Here is an 18,496-nt window from a genome sequence, read left to right on the forward strand (position 1 = left end):
GCAAACATCGTTAGCTAATTTAGCGCACCATAAACCACCTAAAAAATAATAGCTAATTTTAGTTCATTTAGGGCAATTTAACCCAATCAAGCAATAGTTGATCTTAGTCACGTTACCTAGGCAAAAGAGGGAGTAATTTTAAGTTAACAGTAACGAAAAGGAGTTGTTCTATGTTTCCAGAGTACCGTGATTTAATCAGTAAATTAAAAACATCAAATGCACATTTTTCTAGGATTTTTGATGAGCACAATCAGTTAGATGAAAAAATTAAGCATCATGAAAAGCACTATAATAGTGACACCACACCTGAACTTAAAATCCTTAAGTCGAAGAAGCTACATTTAAAAGAAGAAATTTATACCATGCTTAAAAAACAGTAAGCGGTAATTTCGCTTATTTACTGTAAGCATTTACGAGTTAACCTTGTAACGCAAGCAACAAAAAAGGACGCATAGGCGTCCTTTAGTTTTAGGCTAGATTAAGTCGCCTTTTTGAATTGAATTACTGCTTACTGATAGCTTCAACAATAGCGTCACTTGAGTCAAAGTTCTCAATGCTGACTACGGTAAATTTATCTAATACAATAACTGTTGCCATATCTTTTTCCGCAGGCCAAGAAGCTGTCACTTCACCTTCACGATCAAGCCCCATTGAAAAAGGTAAATCTTTCATTTTTGGGATTGCAACAAAACGAGCAATTAGTGAAGGCATGCCGCTGATATCAGCAATATAAGCCAAGTTTTCAGGCTTTTTCTCTGCTGGAATTGCTTCTAAGGCTTCTTGGATGAATTCGCCACCTTTCATACCACGGCTAAATAGTACAACTTGGGTTTGCTCGTTAATAACTAGCGGTTGTTCAAATTGATCTTCTAACGTCACAGGTTCAATTTTATCGTTCACAGCAAACACATTCGCTTGTGCCGTCGTCATAAAAAATAAACTTACTACAAATAAAATTGCTTTCATCTTGTTATTCCTGAAGTAGGGTTTAAAGCCTTAATCATAGAAAAAGTCTTCAAATAGAGGGTGCAATGCACTATACCTTAATGAGATTCCCTACCTATTAACTAGCCTGAAAAACTTGAGGTATCTCACGTATTAACGACATTAAAATTAATGAAATAGGATTAATGAATATTTTGTGAGTCTAATTATGTAAAAACGTTAAAAAACAACCCAAGACAACACTTAATTACAACACTATAATCAGTGATTATCTGTTTATTCATCTAATAAAAAGACCATCATTATGAATGAGACCCCAGCAGGCTTAGATCAAGAATTAGCTCAACTGCAAAATGTTTATGAGTTGCTGACAGAGTTTATTGTCCAATATAGCTTCCAAATCATTGGCGCTATTATCATTTTGCTCATTGGTATCTGGATAGCTAACAAGATGTCTGATGTGGTGACCAATCAATTTGAAAAACATAATATTGATGTCACTTTAGGTAACTTTGTTTCAAACCTTGTCAGAATTACCATCATCGTCATGGTATCGATTATTTGTTTAGGCAAACTCGGGATCAGTGTGACGCCAATGGTCGCCGCTATTGGTGCAGCCTCATTGGGCGCTGGTTTAGCGTTACAAGGCATGCTTGCCAATTACGCTGCAGGCGTGACGATTATTGTCACTAGACCTTTTGTTATTGGTAACACTATCGAGATCCAAGGCGTGTCAGGCGTCGTACAAAAAATTCAACTAGGACTCACGATTCTGACTAACGAAGAAGGCGAGTTAATTCATATTCCTAATAAGCACATTGTTGGTGAAATCTTACATAACTCTCAAGAATACAAATTGGTCGAAACCAAGTTCAACATTGATTATGAAACCGATCCTCAAATTGTGACTACGTTAATTACTGACGCATTATTGTCTCAAGAGAAAGTGAATCAGTCTCGTCCGCCACAGGTTGGTATTAATGACTTTAATAGCATAGGAATGGAAATTGGTGTGCGCTATTGGGTACCAACTAAAAGTTATTATGAAGATAAATATCAAAGTAATTTAGCCATTTTTAGCGCATTAAGAACCGCTAGCATTACCATTCCTTGTCCGGTGAGAGAGATACACCTACAACATTAATCTACCGTTAGTCGATCACTCCCTTACGCTCACTGAGCGAGTTATGGTTATAACTCGCTCAGTGATTTATAGCTTATAGATTAGCAGCTTAATAACTCCCCACCCTTTCAAAAATGCCAAATAGTTCCCTCTAGCGCCTATAGCTATGTCATGCCAACTTGATAAAATGTCGCTAAAACTTGACATTTTAATTTTAAAAGCACATATTTAAGTCAAGCTTACTTTACATAAAGACAAGTTAAGTTTAATTTTAAATCAAAATGGATAACAGGGTGTTCTATGAATGATTCAATGGATAATGATTGGAAAAAGTGCAACAGCATCAACACAATACGATTAGCTAAATGGACTGCAGCATGGGTGATAACGCTCGCAATAACGACTTTTGGGCCTATCTTTTTGTGGCCTGAAAATGACATCATCACGGTGGCTACAATTGGAGGAAACTTCTTGGTGGGTATCGGTATGATCTGGGCCAATAAACAACACCTCGCTTCTCTCGATGAGCTACAACAAAAAATTCAGTTAAATGCCATGGGCTTGAGCCTTGGAGTCGGATTAATTGTGGGTATTAGTTACTCAACCCTAGCTACAACAGGGATAATCAACGCTCATGCCGAAATTTCTCATCTTGTCATCGTCATGAGTTTGACCTACATGGTCGGCATTATATTGGGTAATAGGAAATATCGATGAATAACAGATTAAAAGTGCTACGGGCAGAGCACAATTTAACTCAGGCGCAACTGGCTGACTTATTGAATGTATCCAGACAGACTGTTAATGCGATTGAAAAAGGTAAATTCGATCCGAGTCTGCCTTTAGCCTTTAAAGCAGCAAGATTATTTAAGCTCACAATTGAAGATATCTTCCAAGATGAAGAGGTCGTATCTTGAATAATAAAAGCAGCTAATAGTGCGTTTATTTCGCTTATAAACTCAGGGTCATAAACACACTATTAGCGTCTGCTTTATAATCTGCAAAGGGGCCGCATTCACTAAAACCATGGCGAGCATATAACGTTCTTGCAGGGATAAAGAAATCCATGGAACCCGTTTCTAAGTTAACTGTTTTAGCCCCGCTAGCTTTAGCCTCATTGAGCATAAAGGTCAATAAAGTAGCTGCAACACCACGGCGGCGAAATGCATTCGATACCCGCATAGATTTTATTTCAACATCGTCTACTGAATATCGATTAATTGCACCACAACCTGCTAGTTGGTTGTTTTCCCAAATAGTCCAAAAGTCGATATGAGGTTGGCGCAGCTTGGATAAATCTAATGCATGCACACTGTCGGCAGGTGAAGTCGCATACATATCTTGTAAATGCTCACTCAATAACTTTGCCACATCATCGCCTGTGAGGTCGTCGAGTCTAATATCCATATTTATCATTCCTTTTGCTACTCATTCTCTTTTTACCAAGCTTACTTGGCTATTACAACTACCACTTTAATGACGCTATAACCTTGTATCTCAACGATAAAATAGTTAACCATAATATCTTAGCTTAACAGAGACTAATGCATTGATTGACGCTGTGATTGACTCTTTTGATTAAGCTGCCATATTTACTAACAGTATTATTTAAGGGATTAATCATATGCGCAATCGTCAGTTTTACCCAGCTATTCTAGTGACCAGTATATTGTTCAGCCTTATTGGCTGCGCCTCTGGACCCGCGACACTGCAACAAGGCCCTGATGCTGAAACCACTAAAGATGGTTTAGTTAAAGTCGATAATTCAAAGCTCGCACTTTCATATGCAAGACCCAATGTTAATTGGCAGCAATACAGTAAACTGTATTTTAAACCGACAAAGGTCACCAACGATCACCCTGATGATTATCGCGCGCCGAAAATTGATAGGCAAAGTGACGGTTTAAACGCAACCTACGACCTACCTCAAGAGTCATTAGATAAAATGGCGCTACAATTTTCAAAGACCGTTGCCGATGTGTTTAATAGCGAGCAGCCTTTTGAGTTAGTCACTCAAGCTGGGCCAAATACATTAATCATTGAAACTGCAGTCACCGATATTCGCTTAACTGCTCCGATTGAAAAGTCTCGCAGAAGCTTTAACTCATCAGGTAAAACATACACCCAAAGCTCAGGCTCGATGGTGTTATTAGCCGTGCTTAAAGATGCTGAAAGTGGCGAAGTGTTAGCGAAAGCTGCCGATCGTGCGATGGGATTTGATCAATGGCGTCAAAACACTCAAGTATTTAATTGGGGAGATGTCAAAACGGTTTATCGTCGCTGGGCAAACGACTTCAAAAATGCCTTAATTGAAGCCAATGCTCAAACTGAAAACTAACATTATACATTCATTAGTTTGAATCAAGCGCCTTAGGTAAATAGCTTAAGGCGCTTGTTGCTTATAAGCCTCGTTGCCATTCTTGGCGAAGTGGAATTGTCCCTGTAATGGCATCAGAAACTTGATTCAATAATTGTTGTTTATCCTTGCCAAGTACACCTTTTAGCACTAAATAATTAGAAGCGTGATCGGATCTAAAAATGGTCTTGGTGAGATCAAGCTCTGATAATAATGTCTGCATCTCATTCAACAGCCCAAGTTGATCAGGTAATTCAAATTTACCATCAAACACGCTATCCATTTTCTCAGTGCCTAAGGGTAAGGTGACCACTAAAGTCGAAAGATAATCAGGCTGGGCAGCATTCATTAATTTCGCTGAAGCTTTAGCATGTTGTTGTGATAATTGTTTACCGCCAAGTCCCATTAAAATCATTACCGACGACTTCATGCCCGCTTGCTTGATTTTTTCAAGCGCCATTAAGGAACTTGCGTAATCCTCACCTTTTTTAATCCTAGTGAGTACTTCGTCATCGCCGCTTTCACAACCGACATAAAGCAATGAAAGCCCCATACCACGTAGTTCAGACAACTGTTCGACCGTTTTATTGGTCAAATTTCGTGGTAAGCAATAACTACTGATACGCGTCACGGAAGGTAAGTGAGTATTAATTAATTGGCATATTTCTTTTAATCGCTTAAAAGGCAACGTCATCGCATCACCATCTGCCAAGAACACCCTAGAAATGGGATGACCAGATGCGGCAGCAGCTAATATATCCTGCTCAATCTGCTCAATTTTAGTTGCTCTAAACTTTTTTTGCTCTTGGGTGTACATGTCGCAAAAACTGCAGTGATTCCAGCTACAACCATTGGTTACTTGAAGGATAAGCGACTTCCATTCTGATGGAGGTCGAAACACGGGTTCAATATAATTAATCACACTTTTCCCTTTTTAGTGCTCTGTTTTAAATACGCCCTGTACGAATTACGAGCATAGCGATTGTTTTTTATTCTATTTTTTGATCCAAAACGTTTGAATTGCTCGTATTGGTTGTTTATAGTCGTTTTGTTAACTAAATAATTATTCAGGCTAATTGATTATGAATCAAGTCGCATATGCACTCAGTGAACGTAGAGGCGAAGCCCTCGATCAAGAGCACCATTGGGAACTCATGACAGCAGATCAAAAAATGGCGCTGTATGATCTCAACCGATTTGGTTACCGATTGCTTTTTGTGAGAATGATGCCAGAAGGCCCTCTGGCAGTCATTGCTCAACAAAAAGAGTTGGCGACAATTGATTTTGAAGGCGAACTTAACCTACGCCCAGAGATCAAGTTACGTGATGAGTCTCAATCATAGTCTCAATCATAGTCACAAAGACTGTCTTAGTCTCAATGACAGCATTAATCACAATCATCCTCATGGTTAGTTAAGTACTTTATTGCCCGATAAAAAGAGTGCCTTGGCACTCTTTTTTTATGGCTTACTTTCTAATCAAATTGCTACAAGTTAAGCAGCATATCAATGTGCGGGATCCCATCTTCTAAATACATTTCAGAGTTAACAGTAAACCCCTGCTGCTGATAAAAGTCACTGAGATGCTGTTGCGCGCCTATTTGGATACTGGTTTGTGGCCACTGAGTTTTGACCACATCGATTGATCGCTGCATTAATGCATGAGCAATCCCTTTGCCACGACCTTGTTCTGCAATAATCACTCGACCAATACTGGCTTGGGGATAACTGACTCCTGCCGCTAAAATTCGAGTGTAAGCGATTAATTCACCTTGCTGATTGATGCCTAGTAAATGTAAGGTTTCAGCTAAACGATCTTTATTATCAAGCTCTGGATAAGGACAATTTTGCTCGACAACAAACACATCTACCCGCAGCTTTAATACCTCGTAAAGCTCATCAAGACTAAGCTGGTTAAAGTGCACAAGTTTCCATTGCATTGAATCTAAAGCAGACATATTGGTCCATTATCATTGGAGTGTATTTTGGCAGTCTAGCATGAAAAAAATACCTGATTAACATGCTTATTTGTGCATTTATTTCAGCCAAAAAAATACCGAGCCAAAGCTCGGTATTTTATCGGTTAAATTAGCTCAATTTAGAACTTGTATTTAACGCCAACTTTTAACTGCCAAGTAGACTTGTTTACGTCATAGCTATTGTAATTGTCAGTCTCTAACCCATCTTGCCCGTAAGGCACTGAGTAAGAGTAAACACCCGTTTCTGGGTTATAATTATGGTCTACCAACTTCTTACTACCATAGCTTTGTGTTTCTACACGGCCCCAATCATCATTCATCAGGTTAAGTACGTTTTTCACGTCAAAGTATAAAATACCTTTATGCCCATCCATAAATCCTGGTAGTTCCTGAGTGAAACGGAAATCTAATTGATGTACCCATGGTTGGTTACTAGTACCCTTACCTGCAATACCACCTGCGTACTTACTCAGACCGATTTCATCAATCGCCTTCTTGAACTCTTCGTACGTTAAACCGTTATATTCTACTAACGGATCATCCGCGTCCGTTGGTATATAAGGTAGATAGTATGAAGAACCATAAAACGCACTTTGATCCCCGAAACCACCGTCTTTATAAGAGCCAAGCACCCAAGTTAACGGGTTACCTTCACGGGCTTCGTAGAACATATTGAAGCTAGATGCATAACCAGCAACAAACTCAGTTTCATAACCTAGGCTAACAGTGAAACGGTGTGGCGTTTCATAGTAACCAGGACCCATAGAGGTACCATTGCGATCAGATTGAACAGGTGTGTATTGGTAGTTAGAAGTGGCTGTTGAAGATGAGCCTTGGTTACCTTCATCTACTGAGTTATATGCATAACTAGCACGCATATTCAGGCCCATATCCCAACTCTTAGCTAAGGTAAAAGATAACGTTTTACTGGTGCCATCTTCTTCGGCATTGGTCAGCATCAAGTCATAACGGTCAGTGTTTCCACCAACACCATTGTTAGCTAATGGGTCCCATGTTTCATAAATGACACGACCACTATCATCTGTTTTCACTTCACGACGAGCAAGGTCAACCCAAGCTACATCATTTTCTTTTTGGATATATAAGAATTCACCACCGAAGAACCAGTCTTGACCTAGAGCACCGAAGTCCCAGGTGCTATCAAAGCCAATGCTTGCACGCCAATCAGAAGGTAAATCGAAATCAGGATCTAATGAGTTAGTGTTACCATCGCCGCCCACTAAACCATCTTGTGCGTCACTTGGTACATCACCAAAGTCCGGCGTGCCCCATGCGTTATCCCAGCCACCATCATATGTTAGTAAGCTATTACCATCATTTGAGAAACTGTTAGACATCCATACCGTTGGTGAACCACCGCTATAACGACCCACCCCACCGCGCAACTTCACGTCATCTGATAGGATATAAGTTAAACCGATACGTGGTAGCCAGATATCCTTGCCATCAAAAGTAGCATTGTTGGCAAAACCATAGCGTTCAACAAAGTTATCATTCAATGCAGGTGAGTCTGACATGCTGATGGTTTCGTAGCGTAAGCCAAAGGTCATTTCTAAGTCGTCATTAATATTCCAAGTATCCTCAGCAAACAACGCTAAAGTACTCATATTAAATTCTGCAGCTACGTCTGTTGGATTGCCTGACTTTGCATTTGAATAAAAGAAGTCATCAACAATGGCCTGCTCAAAGTCTTCAATTGATTTGAAACTCCAATTACCCGATACGTTTTGTGCGAACAAATTGAATACTTCAATTTTATTGTATTGCACACCAAAGCCTATTTCATGATCACCTAAGTAGTAATCACCAACAAAACGCATTTCTAAATTTTGGTTATTTAGCTCATTAGCTTGGCGTGATTTATCAGTACCAAAGGTAACTTTGTCGCCTGAACCAAAGCTTTTCCATGGTTCATCAGCATTTGGGAACCAGTAAGTTTGTACTTCAACTTGGCCAATACCTAGGTCATCAATGGTGTTTGAGTTTGAAGTGGTATCTTTGTATGCCACTTTAATTTCAGTACTGAAATCTTCAGTCCAGTCGCTGTATAAATTAGCAGCGTACGTCTCTAAGATTTCTTCTTTGTTATACCAAGTGCTTGATAACTTAATGCTGCTTGAGTTGCTTGCTAAGTTGTTAGTTAAGTTACCTTTGGTATTTTGATAAGTAAAACTGGCACGGTGATCGTCGTTAATATTCCAGTCAATTTTAGCCAGAATTTTCTTATCTTCTTCTTGAGGGGTTTTATCGTAAGCACCAATATTTTCTAGACCGTAAATGCTTGCTGCAGCATCTCTCACACGCTGCAATTCGGCTTCTGTAATGTCAGAGTTGTTGCCAAAACCAGCTCCTTCAGGTCCCCATTCAGCAGATTTTGGCGCATCAAAGCTTTCATAAGAACCAAAGAAAAACAGTTTATCTTTGATGATTGGGAAGCCAATGGTGCCTCCAAAGGTTTTTTCTTCGAATTTTTGTTCTACCTTTTCACGAACACCATCTTCATCTGCGCGAGTAAGACCTTCACCAGCCATGCTGTCATTGGTCATTTCGTAAAAAACGGTACCAGAAACTTCGTTAGTACCAGACTTAGTTACCGCATTAATCTGCGCGCCAGTAAAGCCACCTAATCGTGCAGTATAAGGAGAAACATTTAACGCAACACTTTCTACTGCATCAATTGAGATAGGTGAACGCTGAGTTGGATAACCATTTGAGTTAAGGCCGAAATCATCATTTTGAGAAATACCATCGACAACGAAGGTGTTAAAGCGAGGGTTCATACCCGCTACGCTCATGGAAATACCATCGGTACCCACTACAGCCATTGGGTTTTGACGCAATACATCTTTAAGATCACGACTAATTCCTGGTGCGTTAGCAATTTCTTTTGCACCAAACTCGCTGTTAGCCCCAGCACTGCGGTAGTAACTAGCATTACCGACAACACCGATACGTTCCATATCAGCTGCAGATTGCAGAGTACGGTTAAAACGTAATGTTTCACCTACGTTTAGATATAAATCTTGCTCTATATCATCAGCAAATTTACCTGAATCAACTTTGATGATATATGGACCACCAACACGAAGACCACGAGCAAGGAATTGACCCTCAGCGCCTACTGACACTTCTGTTACAGTCCCTGTTGGTTCATGGATGATAGTAATTGTTGCATCTGTAACAGCATTTCCTTGAGGGCCAACAATCTGGCCTCGGATGTTTGATGCAGTATCGGCTGCCATGGCTGGTAGAGAAACACCCATAGCAAAGCAAGTCGCTAGTGCTAAGCGACTGATTTTATTGTTTAACATTTTCAGACCCCTGAAATATTTTTATATTTTAATTTGTTTGCTAGTTAATCTAGCTTTTAATATGAAGCTGTAGAGTAAAAACTTCAGGGCGGATTTTATAACCAATTTGTTTCAAAATCATGTCATTCTTGAACTATTTCTCAACAAAACCTAAACTATTCGCGCTCAATTTACTTTACAAATGCAACCAAAGCCATACAGACCAAGGTTTCTCGGCTTTTTCGTCACAAAAAATTAATAAATAAAAGATAATATACAAACCTTCTAAACCATCGATTTGGTCACATTACTAGGGTCAAAGTGGCTAAATCGTTAAAGGAATAATAATAATGAAACCTGCAGTACTTCTATTAAGCGCAACAATTACGTTAGCTAGCGCAATCAGCCAACCCGTTCATGCTTTTGGTCAAATAGGTCATAGAATTATTGGCGAGCTCGCTCAAAATAATCTATCACCAACAGCACAAAGTAATATCAATGCATTAACAAAAGGTGAATCACTGGCACAAATGTCGACTTGGCCTGATGAAATCCGTTCAGATAAAAATTGGTACCACTCTTCACCTTGGCACTATGTGTCTATTGAAGATGATGAAACGTGGGAGACAGTAACAAGAAATCCTAAAGGCGACATTATTGAAAGCCTTGAGCGATATGAAAAAATCTTAATCGATCCAAAAACAACAAAAAAAGATAAATGGGAAGCACTCGCTTTTTATGTTCATTTTGTCGGCGACATTCATCAGCCATTGCATGTAGGTCATAGTCATGACCGTGGTGGTAATTCGGTAAAACTGAAGTGGTTTGGAGACGATACAAATCTGCACTCTGTGTGGGACAGTAAAATTATTGAGCATCAAAAATTAAGCTACACCGAATACACAGGGTTTATTGAACGTATCTCAGATAAAGACATCAAAAACTGGCAAGGCAAAAGCTATTATGACTGGGCTGATGAATCTAAAGCATTACGTGCAGGAACATACGAGCTAGAAAAGAATCGTGATGATCAACCCGATCTTCGATTCCAGTACATATTCAACCATACCCCAACAGTTGAATTAAGACTGCAACAAGCTGGCATTCGTTTAGCTGAAAAGCTTAACGTCATATTTGGTCAGTAAATTAAAGCGCAAAATCTGCATGATTATCAAAATTTTATGAATCATGAACATAAGCCCACTTGTTTAATGATAGGTGGGTTTAATTTTTAGGAAACAATTCGTTAATCAATACGCCGTATATTCGTCATTTTTTCATCATTTATTTCGCATAAAACTATCTTAAATACGTAGCAATAGAGACTTATTAGTTCTTTATTACATTAATAATCACGAATGAGATCACTAGTGCGAATTACAGTCAACTTTATTAAGCCGTCTCGACAGATGATCGTTATAAAGTAAAAATGAGCAAGGTGAAACTTGAGCAGGAATAACGAGAAGTGAGCCTAACCAGCAGAAAATAAGAGCCTGTAAATAATGTTGCCTTATAAGATATCAAATAAAAAAAGCCACTATTGTTACCAATAGTGGCTTCCTGTTATTACAGCGCCAACAAGGTGGAGCTGTAATACACTTTTAACGTCTAGATTAACCTAATGTGATTAACGTTCGAAGTTATGGTAAACATCAATACCAAACGACTTACCAGTGTCATGACACGTTGCACATGACTCAGCAGTTCCTTCAGTAAACCATTTATCGGTAGTTGGAACGTTAAATTCGCCACCATTTTGTTCCATATGGCTCAATGCTGAATCTGAATCATGACATGCAAAACAGTTTGCTGTAATTGGGCTAGTCATTACGCCAGCAGTACCTTCGTTAAACGCTTTTGAAAGCATATATTGATTAGGCACATCAGCTAGGCTTACACCGTCAGCATGACAAGACACACAGTTGTCAGCATTCAAGCTTGCTGCAGAGTTAACTACATTCTCACCAGTCTCTTCATCAGTCTTAGCACCTGAAAGTGCATTACCGATACCCCAGTGCATGCTATGAACCATAGGTCCGAAACCAGGAGCTGATAAAGCGCCTTTACGATCTTGGCCGTTGTTATGACACGCAACACAATCTAAGCCGCCATCACGGTATCCACCATTTTTATGATAGTTAGTATCGTTGTTGTGACAAGTCGTACAGCTATCTTCAGTTACTGCGTGACGACGTCCCCAATCTTGTACTTTTTCAAAGTTAATTGGGTCAACGACTTCACTGTAACCAGTGAAAGATACACCGAACTCACCATCACTATCTTCCCAGTTAGTATCTGCGATAGTGATACGTGAACTTGCTGACAAGTTAGCATCTTCAAAGCCATCTGTTAGCTCGCCGTAACACACTGAACGAGAACCATCTTCGTTTTCAATGTAACCTTCTGCGCCATGAGAAATCACACGAGCCACAATAGAATCATTATGGTAGTTGTTGATGTAAGCACCGCCATAAGTCACTTCATGGGCTTCATACATTTCACCAATATTTAATTGCACAGGTGTTTCACCTGAGTTATCAAATAATGCGATATCAACACAGTAACCTGAAGTCCATGCTACGTCTTTGTGGTCAATCCACTCATCCATAGTTGGATTAAAGTATGGGTTACTTGTTGTGGTGTAATGGTTAGCACGAATTTCTTCACGCTCAACTAAACCAATAGAAGATGATTCAGCATGGAAAGCACGCGCATCGAATCCGTCAGCAGGTACAATAACGCCTGACTCGCCATTACCATGACAGTCACTACAACCATTGCCAGCAATACTAGTATTAACTACAGGTTCTGCGTGACAGGTGTAACAATTAGTTGGGGTGAAATCTTTTTCAAATTTCTGATGGTTAATATGACCCAATTTCTGCATGCTATTTTTAGCATAACCACCAGTGTCTAAAGAGTTTCCTTCAGCGTCGATATCACGAGGTACGTTGTTATGACACACCATACAGCCGCCAACAAAATCAACTTCTCCTTCTGTATTTAAGGCAACATACTTACTGTGCTTAATATCTGATGTTGCATAATCTACGTGGCACGAGTAACAAGTTTCAGTTGTGCTGGTATGAGTATTTTCAGGCTTGTTGACAATAATGTAAGGTGAAGATGCAATGTTATCCCCGCCACCCACTTGTAAACGAATCAAGCCTTCTGTATCCGCTTGAACAGCTGCCATCGGCGCAACAAATTCGTAGCGACCATCATCTAACATGGTTAACGTTGCACCTTCTGTGGCACTATCACCACCCGCGCTAGCACTGCCACCAACAGAGCCATCACGTGCACGCTGAATTCCATGGTCAGTTTTTGCAGCTAAATATACAGCGGCATTTTCAAGACCATTAATTAACGTGCCATCTTCATCTGTAATTTCAAACTCAAGGGTAACTTGACCTTCTCCTACAAGATGTGAAATATATTCGACATTAGTCACTGTTGAAACTTCTGTCACTGGGGTACTTGGTTCTCCAGGTGCACCTGGTTCGCCTGGCGCACCATCTTCTCCATCACTTCCGTCACTTCCACAGCCTGCTATCCCCATAGCGGCTGCAATAACGAACGCTAATTTACGTTTGGTTAAATGCTTCATCATCACTCCTAATTATTTTTGTTACTACTTTATAGGTATAAAGTTAATTTAATATAACCTTATGCAGATCAAAGAAGAGTGATGACTGTCACAACCGTCTGTATCATATGTTTTAAAACGAGGTGTTTATGTTAAAAAGTTGAGCCAGATCAATATCACTAGCCACTAATGCAATAACAAAGCTTTAACAGCATTATCTTTACATTACTTTACAATGACTTAAGCAACACCATTGAGAAATAAATAATACTAACAGCTAAAAGATGAAGAAAAGTTTAAAAATCTTATCGTTGAATTATGACGTATATCTTGAGGTTATAAGAGAGCTTTTAGATTTTTCATACCACTTTAAGCCTGAGAGGATTAAAAGTGTAGATCAACTCATACCGTAAACACTAAGATATTGAAAAATAGAAATATACTCAAAAAAATTTGCTCAATTTATAGCCTGGAATGTTTTTTAGCCATAAAAAAACCACTATGGTAAATAGTGGTTTTTTTTCAATACTTATATAGATTTAGCAAAAACTAGTTAATAATCTTGCCGTCTATATCATCTCGCGACACTAATGCTTTGCATTAGCTAACGACATTAACGCTCGAAGTTATGGAACTTGTCGATACCGAATGATTTACCAGTATCATGACATGTTGCACAAGATTCTGATGTACCTTCTGTGTACCAAGTACCATCAGCAGCTTCAACGTTTAACTCACCACCATTCTGCTCCATGTGGCTTAACGCTGATGCACTGTCGTGACAAGCATAACAGTTAGCTGTTACTGGACTAGTCATCACACCAGAAGTTCCGCCATTAAATGCTTTAGAAAGCATGTACTGGTTAGGGATTTCTGCTAGTGAGATACCTTCAGCGTGACAAGATACACAATTGTCAGCATTCAAGCTTGCTGCAGAGTTAACTACATTCTCACCAGTCTCTTCATCAGTCTTAGCACCTGAAAGGGTATTACCGATACCCCAGTGCATGCTGTGAACCATAGGGCCAAAGCCTGGTGCTGAGTTTTTAGCGCTACGATCTTGGCCATTGTTATGACAAGCAACACAATCTAGGCCGCCTTCAGCATAACTGCCGTTTTTGTGATAGTTAGTTTCATCGTTATGACAAGTTGTACAGCTTTCAGTTGTTACTGCATGACGACGATCGTAGTCAAACTCTTCAGTACCTAGTTCAGTACCGCTCCAAGTAACATTGGTTGAGTATGAAGTGAAAGACACACCATTTTTACCATCATCATCAGACCACGTGCTATCAGCAAAAGTTAGACGAGAGCTGGCCATTAAGTTATTGGCTCCAGCATCTGAGTCAATAACCGCGAAACAAAGACTGCGAGTACCGTCTTCACGATCAACTTTCCCATAACTGCTTGCAGGGCGACCAACCAAAGACTCATTATAATATCCATGCAAGTACGCACTGGTATAAACTAATTTTCCGTCATCATACAAATCTTTTATAATTTGCTTAACTGGTGTTTCATCAGTGGTAAACAACTCTAAATCAGTACAGAAACCTTCAGTCTCTTCACTTTCAATTTCACCGTAGCGATCGTAAATGGTGAAATCAACTTCTTCATAGTAAGGCTCCGATAACGTAGTGAAGTAGCCTTCACGAATAGTTTGACGCTCATCAATACCGATCTTGTCAGATTTAGTGTGGAATTCACGTGCATCGAAGTCACTGTTTGCAGATAGTAAAGCCATGTTATCTGACATATCAGTGCTGTGACAATCACTACAACCATTACCTGCAATACTTGTATTCATCACTGGTTCAGCGTGACAGGTATAACAGTTAGTCGGTGTGAAGTCTTTTTCAAACTTCTGGTGATTGATGTGACCAATCTTTTGCAAAGTGTTAGTAGCGTAACCACCGTCTTCTTCAGCACGAGACACGTTGTTATGACATACTAAACAACCTGCAACAAAATCAACGTCACCTTCTACGTTAATTGCTGTATAGCTTGCATGTCTTTGGCTAGATGTCGCGTAATCAACGTGACAGCTATAGCATGTTTCAGTAGTTGAAGTGTGGATCATTTCAGGTTTGTCAACAACGAGTGGTTGTGAACGAGCGATTTGAGTTGAGTCATCACCGCCAACACGTAACCAAACGATACCTTCAGATGCTACTGTTACTGCTGGCATGGCAGCAACTAACTCATAGCGACCTTCACCTAATCCAGTAAGCACGGTACCTTCTTTAGTGGTATCAGTGTAACCACCAATTGCGCCATCGCGATTTAATACCACGCCACGTTCAGTTTTTTCAGCAAATTTAGCTTCAGCTTTAACTAGGCCTTCAACTAACTCATCTTCTTCGTTAGTTACTTCAAATTCGTAACGAATTTGACCTTCTTCAATAGCATGAGAAATCATAGTGATATGAGTCACTTCAGACATCTCTGTAACAGGTGGAGTCGGTCCTGGACCTGGTTCACCTGGTGCGCCATCTTCGCCGTCTTTACCATCGCTACCACAGCCTGCAATCCCCATTGCTGCTGCAACAACGAAAGCTAATCTGCTTTTCGTTAAGTTTTTCATCATCACTCCGAATGTATTTGATACTACTTTGTAGGTATAACCCGTTTTTAATATTAGACTTTTCTGTATTGTTAAATAGTGACTAGAATCACATGCGCCATGACAAGACGTATATTTTATCGCCTTTATGGTAGAACTTTGAACCAGATCTTAATCAACACATTCTTATATAATCAAAGACGAATTTAACAAATACTTAAGCTGTTGTTTTTAAATGACTTTTAAAACCTTAAAAATGATTAATATTTTAAAAACCTTTATTTTCAAGCCTTTATATTAAAATTTAAGGTTCGCATTACGGTTAAACATACGAAGTATAGACAGGATTAATAATGAGTTAAGGTTATTTTAAGGTTGGAACACTAAAAACCATCAATTAATAGTGTAACCATATGTATCAAATGGTTTTAAATTATATTTGAATGCAATATATAATCTTGTGTCAATCATCCCAAATTCAGAATATAAAAAAGCCACTATGACTAGTGGCTTTTTTTATTCAAACATCAAACCTAAGAGTTAGTCTTGATTTAAGCTAACTCTACCAGTTTATATTGATAACTATTTAACGCTCAAAAACATGGAATTTTTCGATACCAAAAGATTTACCTTCAGCATGACAAGTGGCACAAGATTCTGATGTAGGTTGAGTATGCCAATCAGCAGTAACTGGTACGTTTAGCTCACCACCATTTTGTTCCATGTGGCTTTGTGCTTTCTCATCATTATGACAAGCAAAACAGTTTGCCATAACAGGAGAAGTCATCACACCAGCTTCACCACCATTGAATGCTTTAGACTTAATGTACGCATTTGGCACTTCGTATAAATCGATACCATCAGCATGACAAGCAACACAGTTTTCAGCATTTAGCTTAGTTGCTGAGTTCGGCTCACCAGTCACTGCATCGCTACCTTCACCCCAGTGCATGCTATGAACCATTGGTCCAAAACCAGGTGCTGAGCTTTTAGCATTACGATCTTGGCCATTGTTATGACATGCTATACAACCAATACCACCTTCATCAAAAGTGCCACCTTTATGGTAATCACCTTCAGAGTTATGACATGAAGTACAACTGTCAGCAGTAACGCTATGACGACGATCAAACTCATGAATGAACGCACCTTCAGCACTGACGATATCTGAATGAGCAGTCATGCTCACTAAGCCATCAAACGTAATACGTGCTGAAGCAAATAACTCAGAACCCACGAAGCTTTCATCTAAAGTGCCACATAAAGCCATGCTCTCACCAGATGTAGAAACGCTCATAGACGCAGCGCGACCAGTGATTGACGCTTCGTAGTACCCATGTAAGTAGCTAGATACAGAAACAGTACCAGCATCCACTAGTTCACCTAAGTTAAGTTGATTTTCTTCAACATCGTGAAGAGAAATATCGCTACACCACTCTCCTGACTCTTCGCCTTGAACAAAGTAAGGAGCTGATGCTGAAACAACATGCTCTTCCTTCAATTCTTTACGTTCAGTCATTACAGTGTGGAATTGACGCCAGTCATCACCAGTTTGGTTAAAGCTATTAAATGTTGCTTCAACTTCAGTGTTTGCAACACCTGCTGCATCATGACAATCAATACAAGTCTGTTGGTTATAAACAGTCGTGATTGGATCTACGTGACAAGTTGTACAGTTAGATACTTCAAAACCAGTTTCAAAACCTTGGTGATTGATATGACCAATTTTTTGCATATGGGTGTTTGAGCCATTGTCGTCACGAGTAACGTGACCGTGACAAGTCATACAACCAGCAACAAAATCAGTTTCACCTTCTAAATCAACCGCTACACGCGATGGATGTCTGAAACTTGAAGTTGAGTAATCAACGTGACAGGTATAACAAGCTTCTGTTGACGTTGTCATCGCTGCTTCTGGCTTATCAATTACGATGTAGTCAGATGTTGCGATGTCACCGCCGCCCACTTGAAAGCGAATAATACCTTCAGTGCCAGCAGTTACTGCTGCCATTGGTGCAATAAACTCATAATTGCCATTTTCAAGCTCAGTTAACGAAGCACCTTCGTCACTCGCTTTTGCTGCGCCGCCGACAGGATTTTCATCACTGCTGTTACTACGCTTAATACCATGCTCAGTTAACGCGGCAAGATATAACTCGGCATCTTCTAAGCCAATAATGCGAATATCATCTTCATTGGTAATGCCAAACTCAACCGTTACTTGTCCATCTTCAACCGCATGATGGATAACATCTACATTTGTAATTTCTGATGTTTCTGTTGTTGGTGGGGTTGGTCCTGGACCTGGTTCCCCTGGGTTGCCATCTTTACCATCACTACCACAACCTGCAATCCCCACTGCCGCTGCGATAACAAATGCTAATTTGCATTTCGTTAAATGTTTCATCATCACTCCGTTATTTTTAATACCTAATAGGCACTTGCGCGCATATTAGGTATTCCATTTAGTGAAATGAGTGACGCTGATCACATGAGATCTGAAATTTAACAAATATGATATTGTTTAAATTAAAAACTTGAGCTGTGTCTTGTTTAGGTAAAGCTGATATTAACAAGTATGACCTGAATGCTAACTTGAGGTTTATAAATCAATAAACTAGGTGACAAAAT

Annotated in this window: 15 protein-coding genes; 7 read left to right on the plus strand and 8 right to left on the minus strand. The window is 39.5% G+C overall.

The window, feature by feature from the left end; genetic code table 11:
- The first annotated feature begins 170 nt into the window (after positions 1 to 170).
- Complete coding sequence (locus Q4600_RS13840) at positions 171 to 380, plus strand: YdcH family protein (protein WP_102526427.1); 210 nt, start codon at positions 171 to 173, stop codon at positions 378 to 380.
- Positions 381 to 501: 121 nt separating this feature from the next.
- On the opposite strand, the gene Q4600_RS13845 is transcribed toward Q4600_RS13840, so the two are convergent.
- Positions 502 to 966 carry a hypothetical protein gene (locus Q4600_RS13845; protein WP_229372338.1) on the minus strand — a complete coding sequence of 155 codons (465 nt, stop codon included), beginning with the start codon at positions 964 to 966 and terminating at the stop codon, positions 502 to 504.
- 283 nt (positions 967 to 1,249) lie between these two features.
- Here Q4600_RS13845 and Q4600_RS13850 point away from each other — a divergent pair, with 283 nt between their 5' ends.
- The 3 genes from Q4600_RS13850 (at position 1,250) to Q4600_RS13860 (ending at position 2,985) form a co-directional block, all read left to right on the plus strand.
- On the plus strand, positions 1,250 to 2,089 hold the full coding sequence (locus Q4600_RS13850) for a mechanosensitive ion channel family protein (protein WP_303517030.1): 840 nt from the start codon (positions 1,250 to 1,252) through the stop codon (positions 2,087 to 2,089).
- Between the two features lie 279 nt (positions 2,090 to 2,368).
- Entirely contained in the window at positions 2,369 to 2,785 is a 417-nt protein-coding gene (locus Q4600_RS13855) for a hypothetical protein (protein ID WP_229372340.1), read from the plus strand.
- A complete protein-coding gene (locus tag Q4600_RS13860; protein ID WP_303517031.1) occupies positions 2,782 to 2,985 on the plus strand; it encodes a helix-turn-helix transcriptional regulator in 204 nt (67 codons plus the stop codon). The genes Q4600_RS13855 and Q4600_RS13860 overlap by 4 nt, the downstream gene beginning before the upstream one ends.
- A gap of 34 nt (positions 2,986 to 3,019) precedes the next feature.
- Here the strand turns inward: Q4600_RS13860 and Q4600_RS13865 are convergent, their stop codons facing one another.
- Positions 3,020 to 3,475, minus strand: a complete 456-nt coding sequence (locus Q4600_RS13865; protein WP_303517032.1) for a GNAT family N-acetyltransferase — start codon at positions 3,473 to 3,475, stop codon at positions 3,020 to 3,022.
- 217 nt (positions 3,476 to 3,692) lie between these two features.
- Between Q4600_RS13865 and Q4600_RS13870 the strand changes: the two genes are divergently transcribed.
- Positions 3,693 to 4,406 (plus strand): DUF3313 family protein, encoded by a 714-nt coding sequence (locus Q4600_RS13870; protein WP_303517033.1) that lies wholly within the window; start codon positions 3,693 to 3,695, stop codon positions 4,404 to 4,406.
- Positions 4,407 to 4,467: 61 nt separating this feature from the next.
- Here the strand turns inward: Q4600_RS13870 and Q4600_RS13875 are convergent, their stop codons facing one another.
- Entirely contained in the window at positions 4,468 to 5,346 is an 879-nt protein-coding gene (locus Q4600_RS13875) for a radical SAM protein (RefSeq protein WP_303517034.1), read from the minus strand.
- A 160-nt stretch (positions 5,347 to 5,506) separates the two neighbouring features.
- Between Q4600_RS13875 and Q4600_RS13880 the strand changes: the two genes are divergently transcribed.
- Complete coding sequence (locus Q4600_RS13880) at positions 5,507 to 5,767, plus strand: hypothetical protein (RefSeq protein ID WP_303517035.1); 261 nt, start codon at positions 5,507 to 5,509, stop codon at positions 5,765 to 5,767.
- 143 nt (positions 5,768 to 5,910) lie between these two features.
- Here the strand turns inward: Q4600_RS13880 and Q4600_RS13885 are convergent, their stop codons facing one another.
- Both Q4600_RS13885 and Q4600_RS13890 read right to left on the minus strand, forming a co-directional pair.
- A complete protein-coding gene (locus Q4600_RS13885) occupies positions 5,911 to 6,381 on the minus strand; it encodes a GNAT family N-acetyltransferase (protein ID WP_303517036.1) in 471 nt (156 codons plus the stop codon).
- 140 nt (positions 6,382 to 6,521) lie between these two features.
- On the minus strand, positions 6,522 to 9,734 hold the full coding sequence (locus tag Q4600_RS13890; RefSeq protein ID WP_303517037.1) for a TonB-dependent receptor: 3,213 nt from the start codon (positions 9,732 to 9,734) through the stop codon (positions 6,522 to 6,524).
- A 329-nt stretch (positions 9,735 to 10,063) separates the two neighbouring features.
- On the opposite strand from Q4600_RS13890, the gene Q4600_RS13895 reads away from it, so the two are divergent.
- Positions 10,064 to 10,858 carry a S1/P1 nuclease gene (locus Q4600_RS13895; RefSeq protein WP_303517038.1) on the plus strand — a complete coding sequence of 265 codons (795 nt, stop codon included), beginning with the start codon at positions 10,064 to 10,066 and terminating at the stop codon, positions 10,856 to 10,858.
- 482 nt (positions 10,859 to 11,340) lie between these two features.
- On the opposite strand, the gene Q4600_RS13900 is transcribed toward Q4600_RS13895, so the two are convergent.
- The 3 genes from Q4600_RS13900 to Q4600_RS13910 all read right to left on the minus strand — a co-directional run bounded on the left by Q4600_RS13900 (position 11,341) and on the right by Q4600_RS13910 (position 18,272).
- Positions 11,341 to 13,323 (minus strand): hypothetical protein, encoded by a 1,983-nt coding sequence (locus Q4600_RS13900; RefSeq protein WP_303517039.1) that lies wholly within the window; start codon positions 13,321 to 13,323, stop codon positions 11,341 to 11,343.
- Between the two features lie 592 nt (positions 13,324 to 13,915).
- Positions 13,916 to 15,886 (minus strand): hypothetical protein, encoded by a 1,971-nt coding sequence (locus Q4600_RS13905; protein ID WP_303517040.1) that lies wholly within the window; start codon positions 15,884 to 15,886, stop codon positions 13,916 to 13,918.
- A gap of 565 nt (positions 15,887 to 16,451) precedes the next feature.
- Complete coding sequence (locus Q4600_RS13910; protein ID WP_303517041.1) at positions 16,452 to 18,272, minus strand: hypothetical protein; 1,821 nt, start codon at positions 18,270 to 18,272, stop codon at positions 16,452 to 16,454.
- Between the last annotated feature and the right edge of the window lie 224 nt (positions 18,273 to 18,496).

The sequence above is a fragment of the Shewanella sp. 2_MG-2023 genome, from assembly GCF_030548905.1.
Taxonomy (GTDB): Bacteria; Pseudomonadota; Gammaproteobacteria; order Enterobacterales; family Shewanellaceae; genus Shewanella; species Shewanella electrodiphila.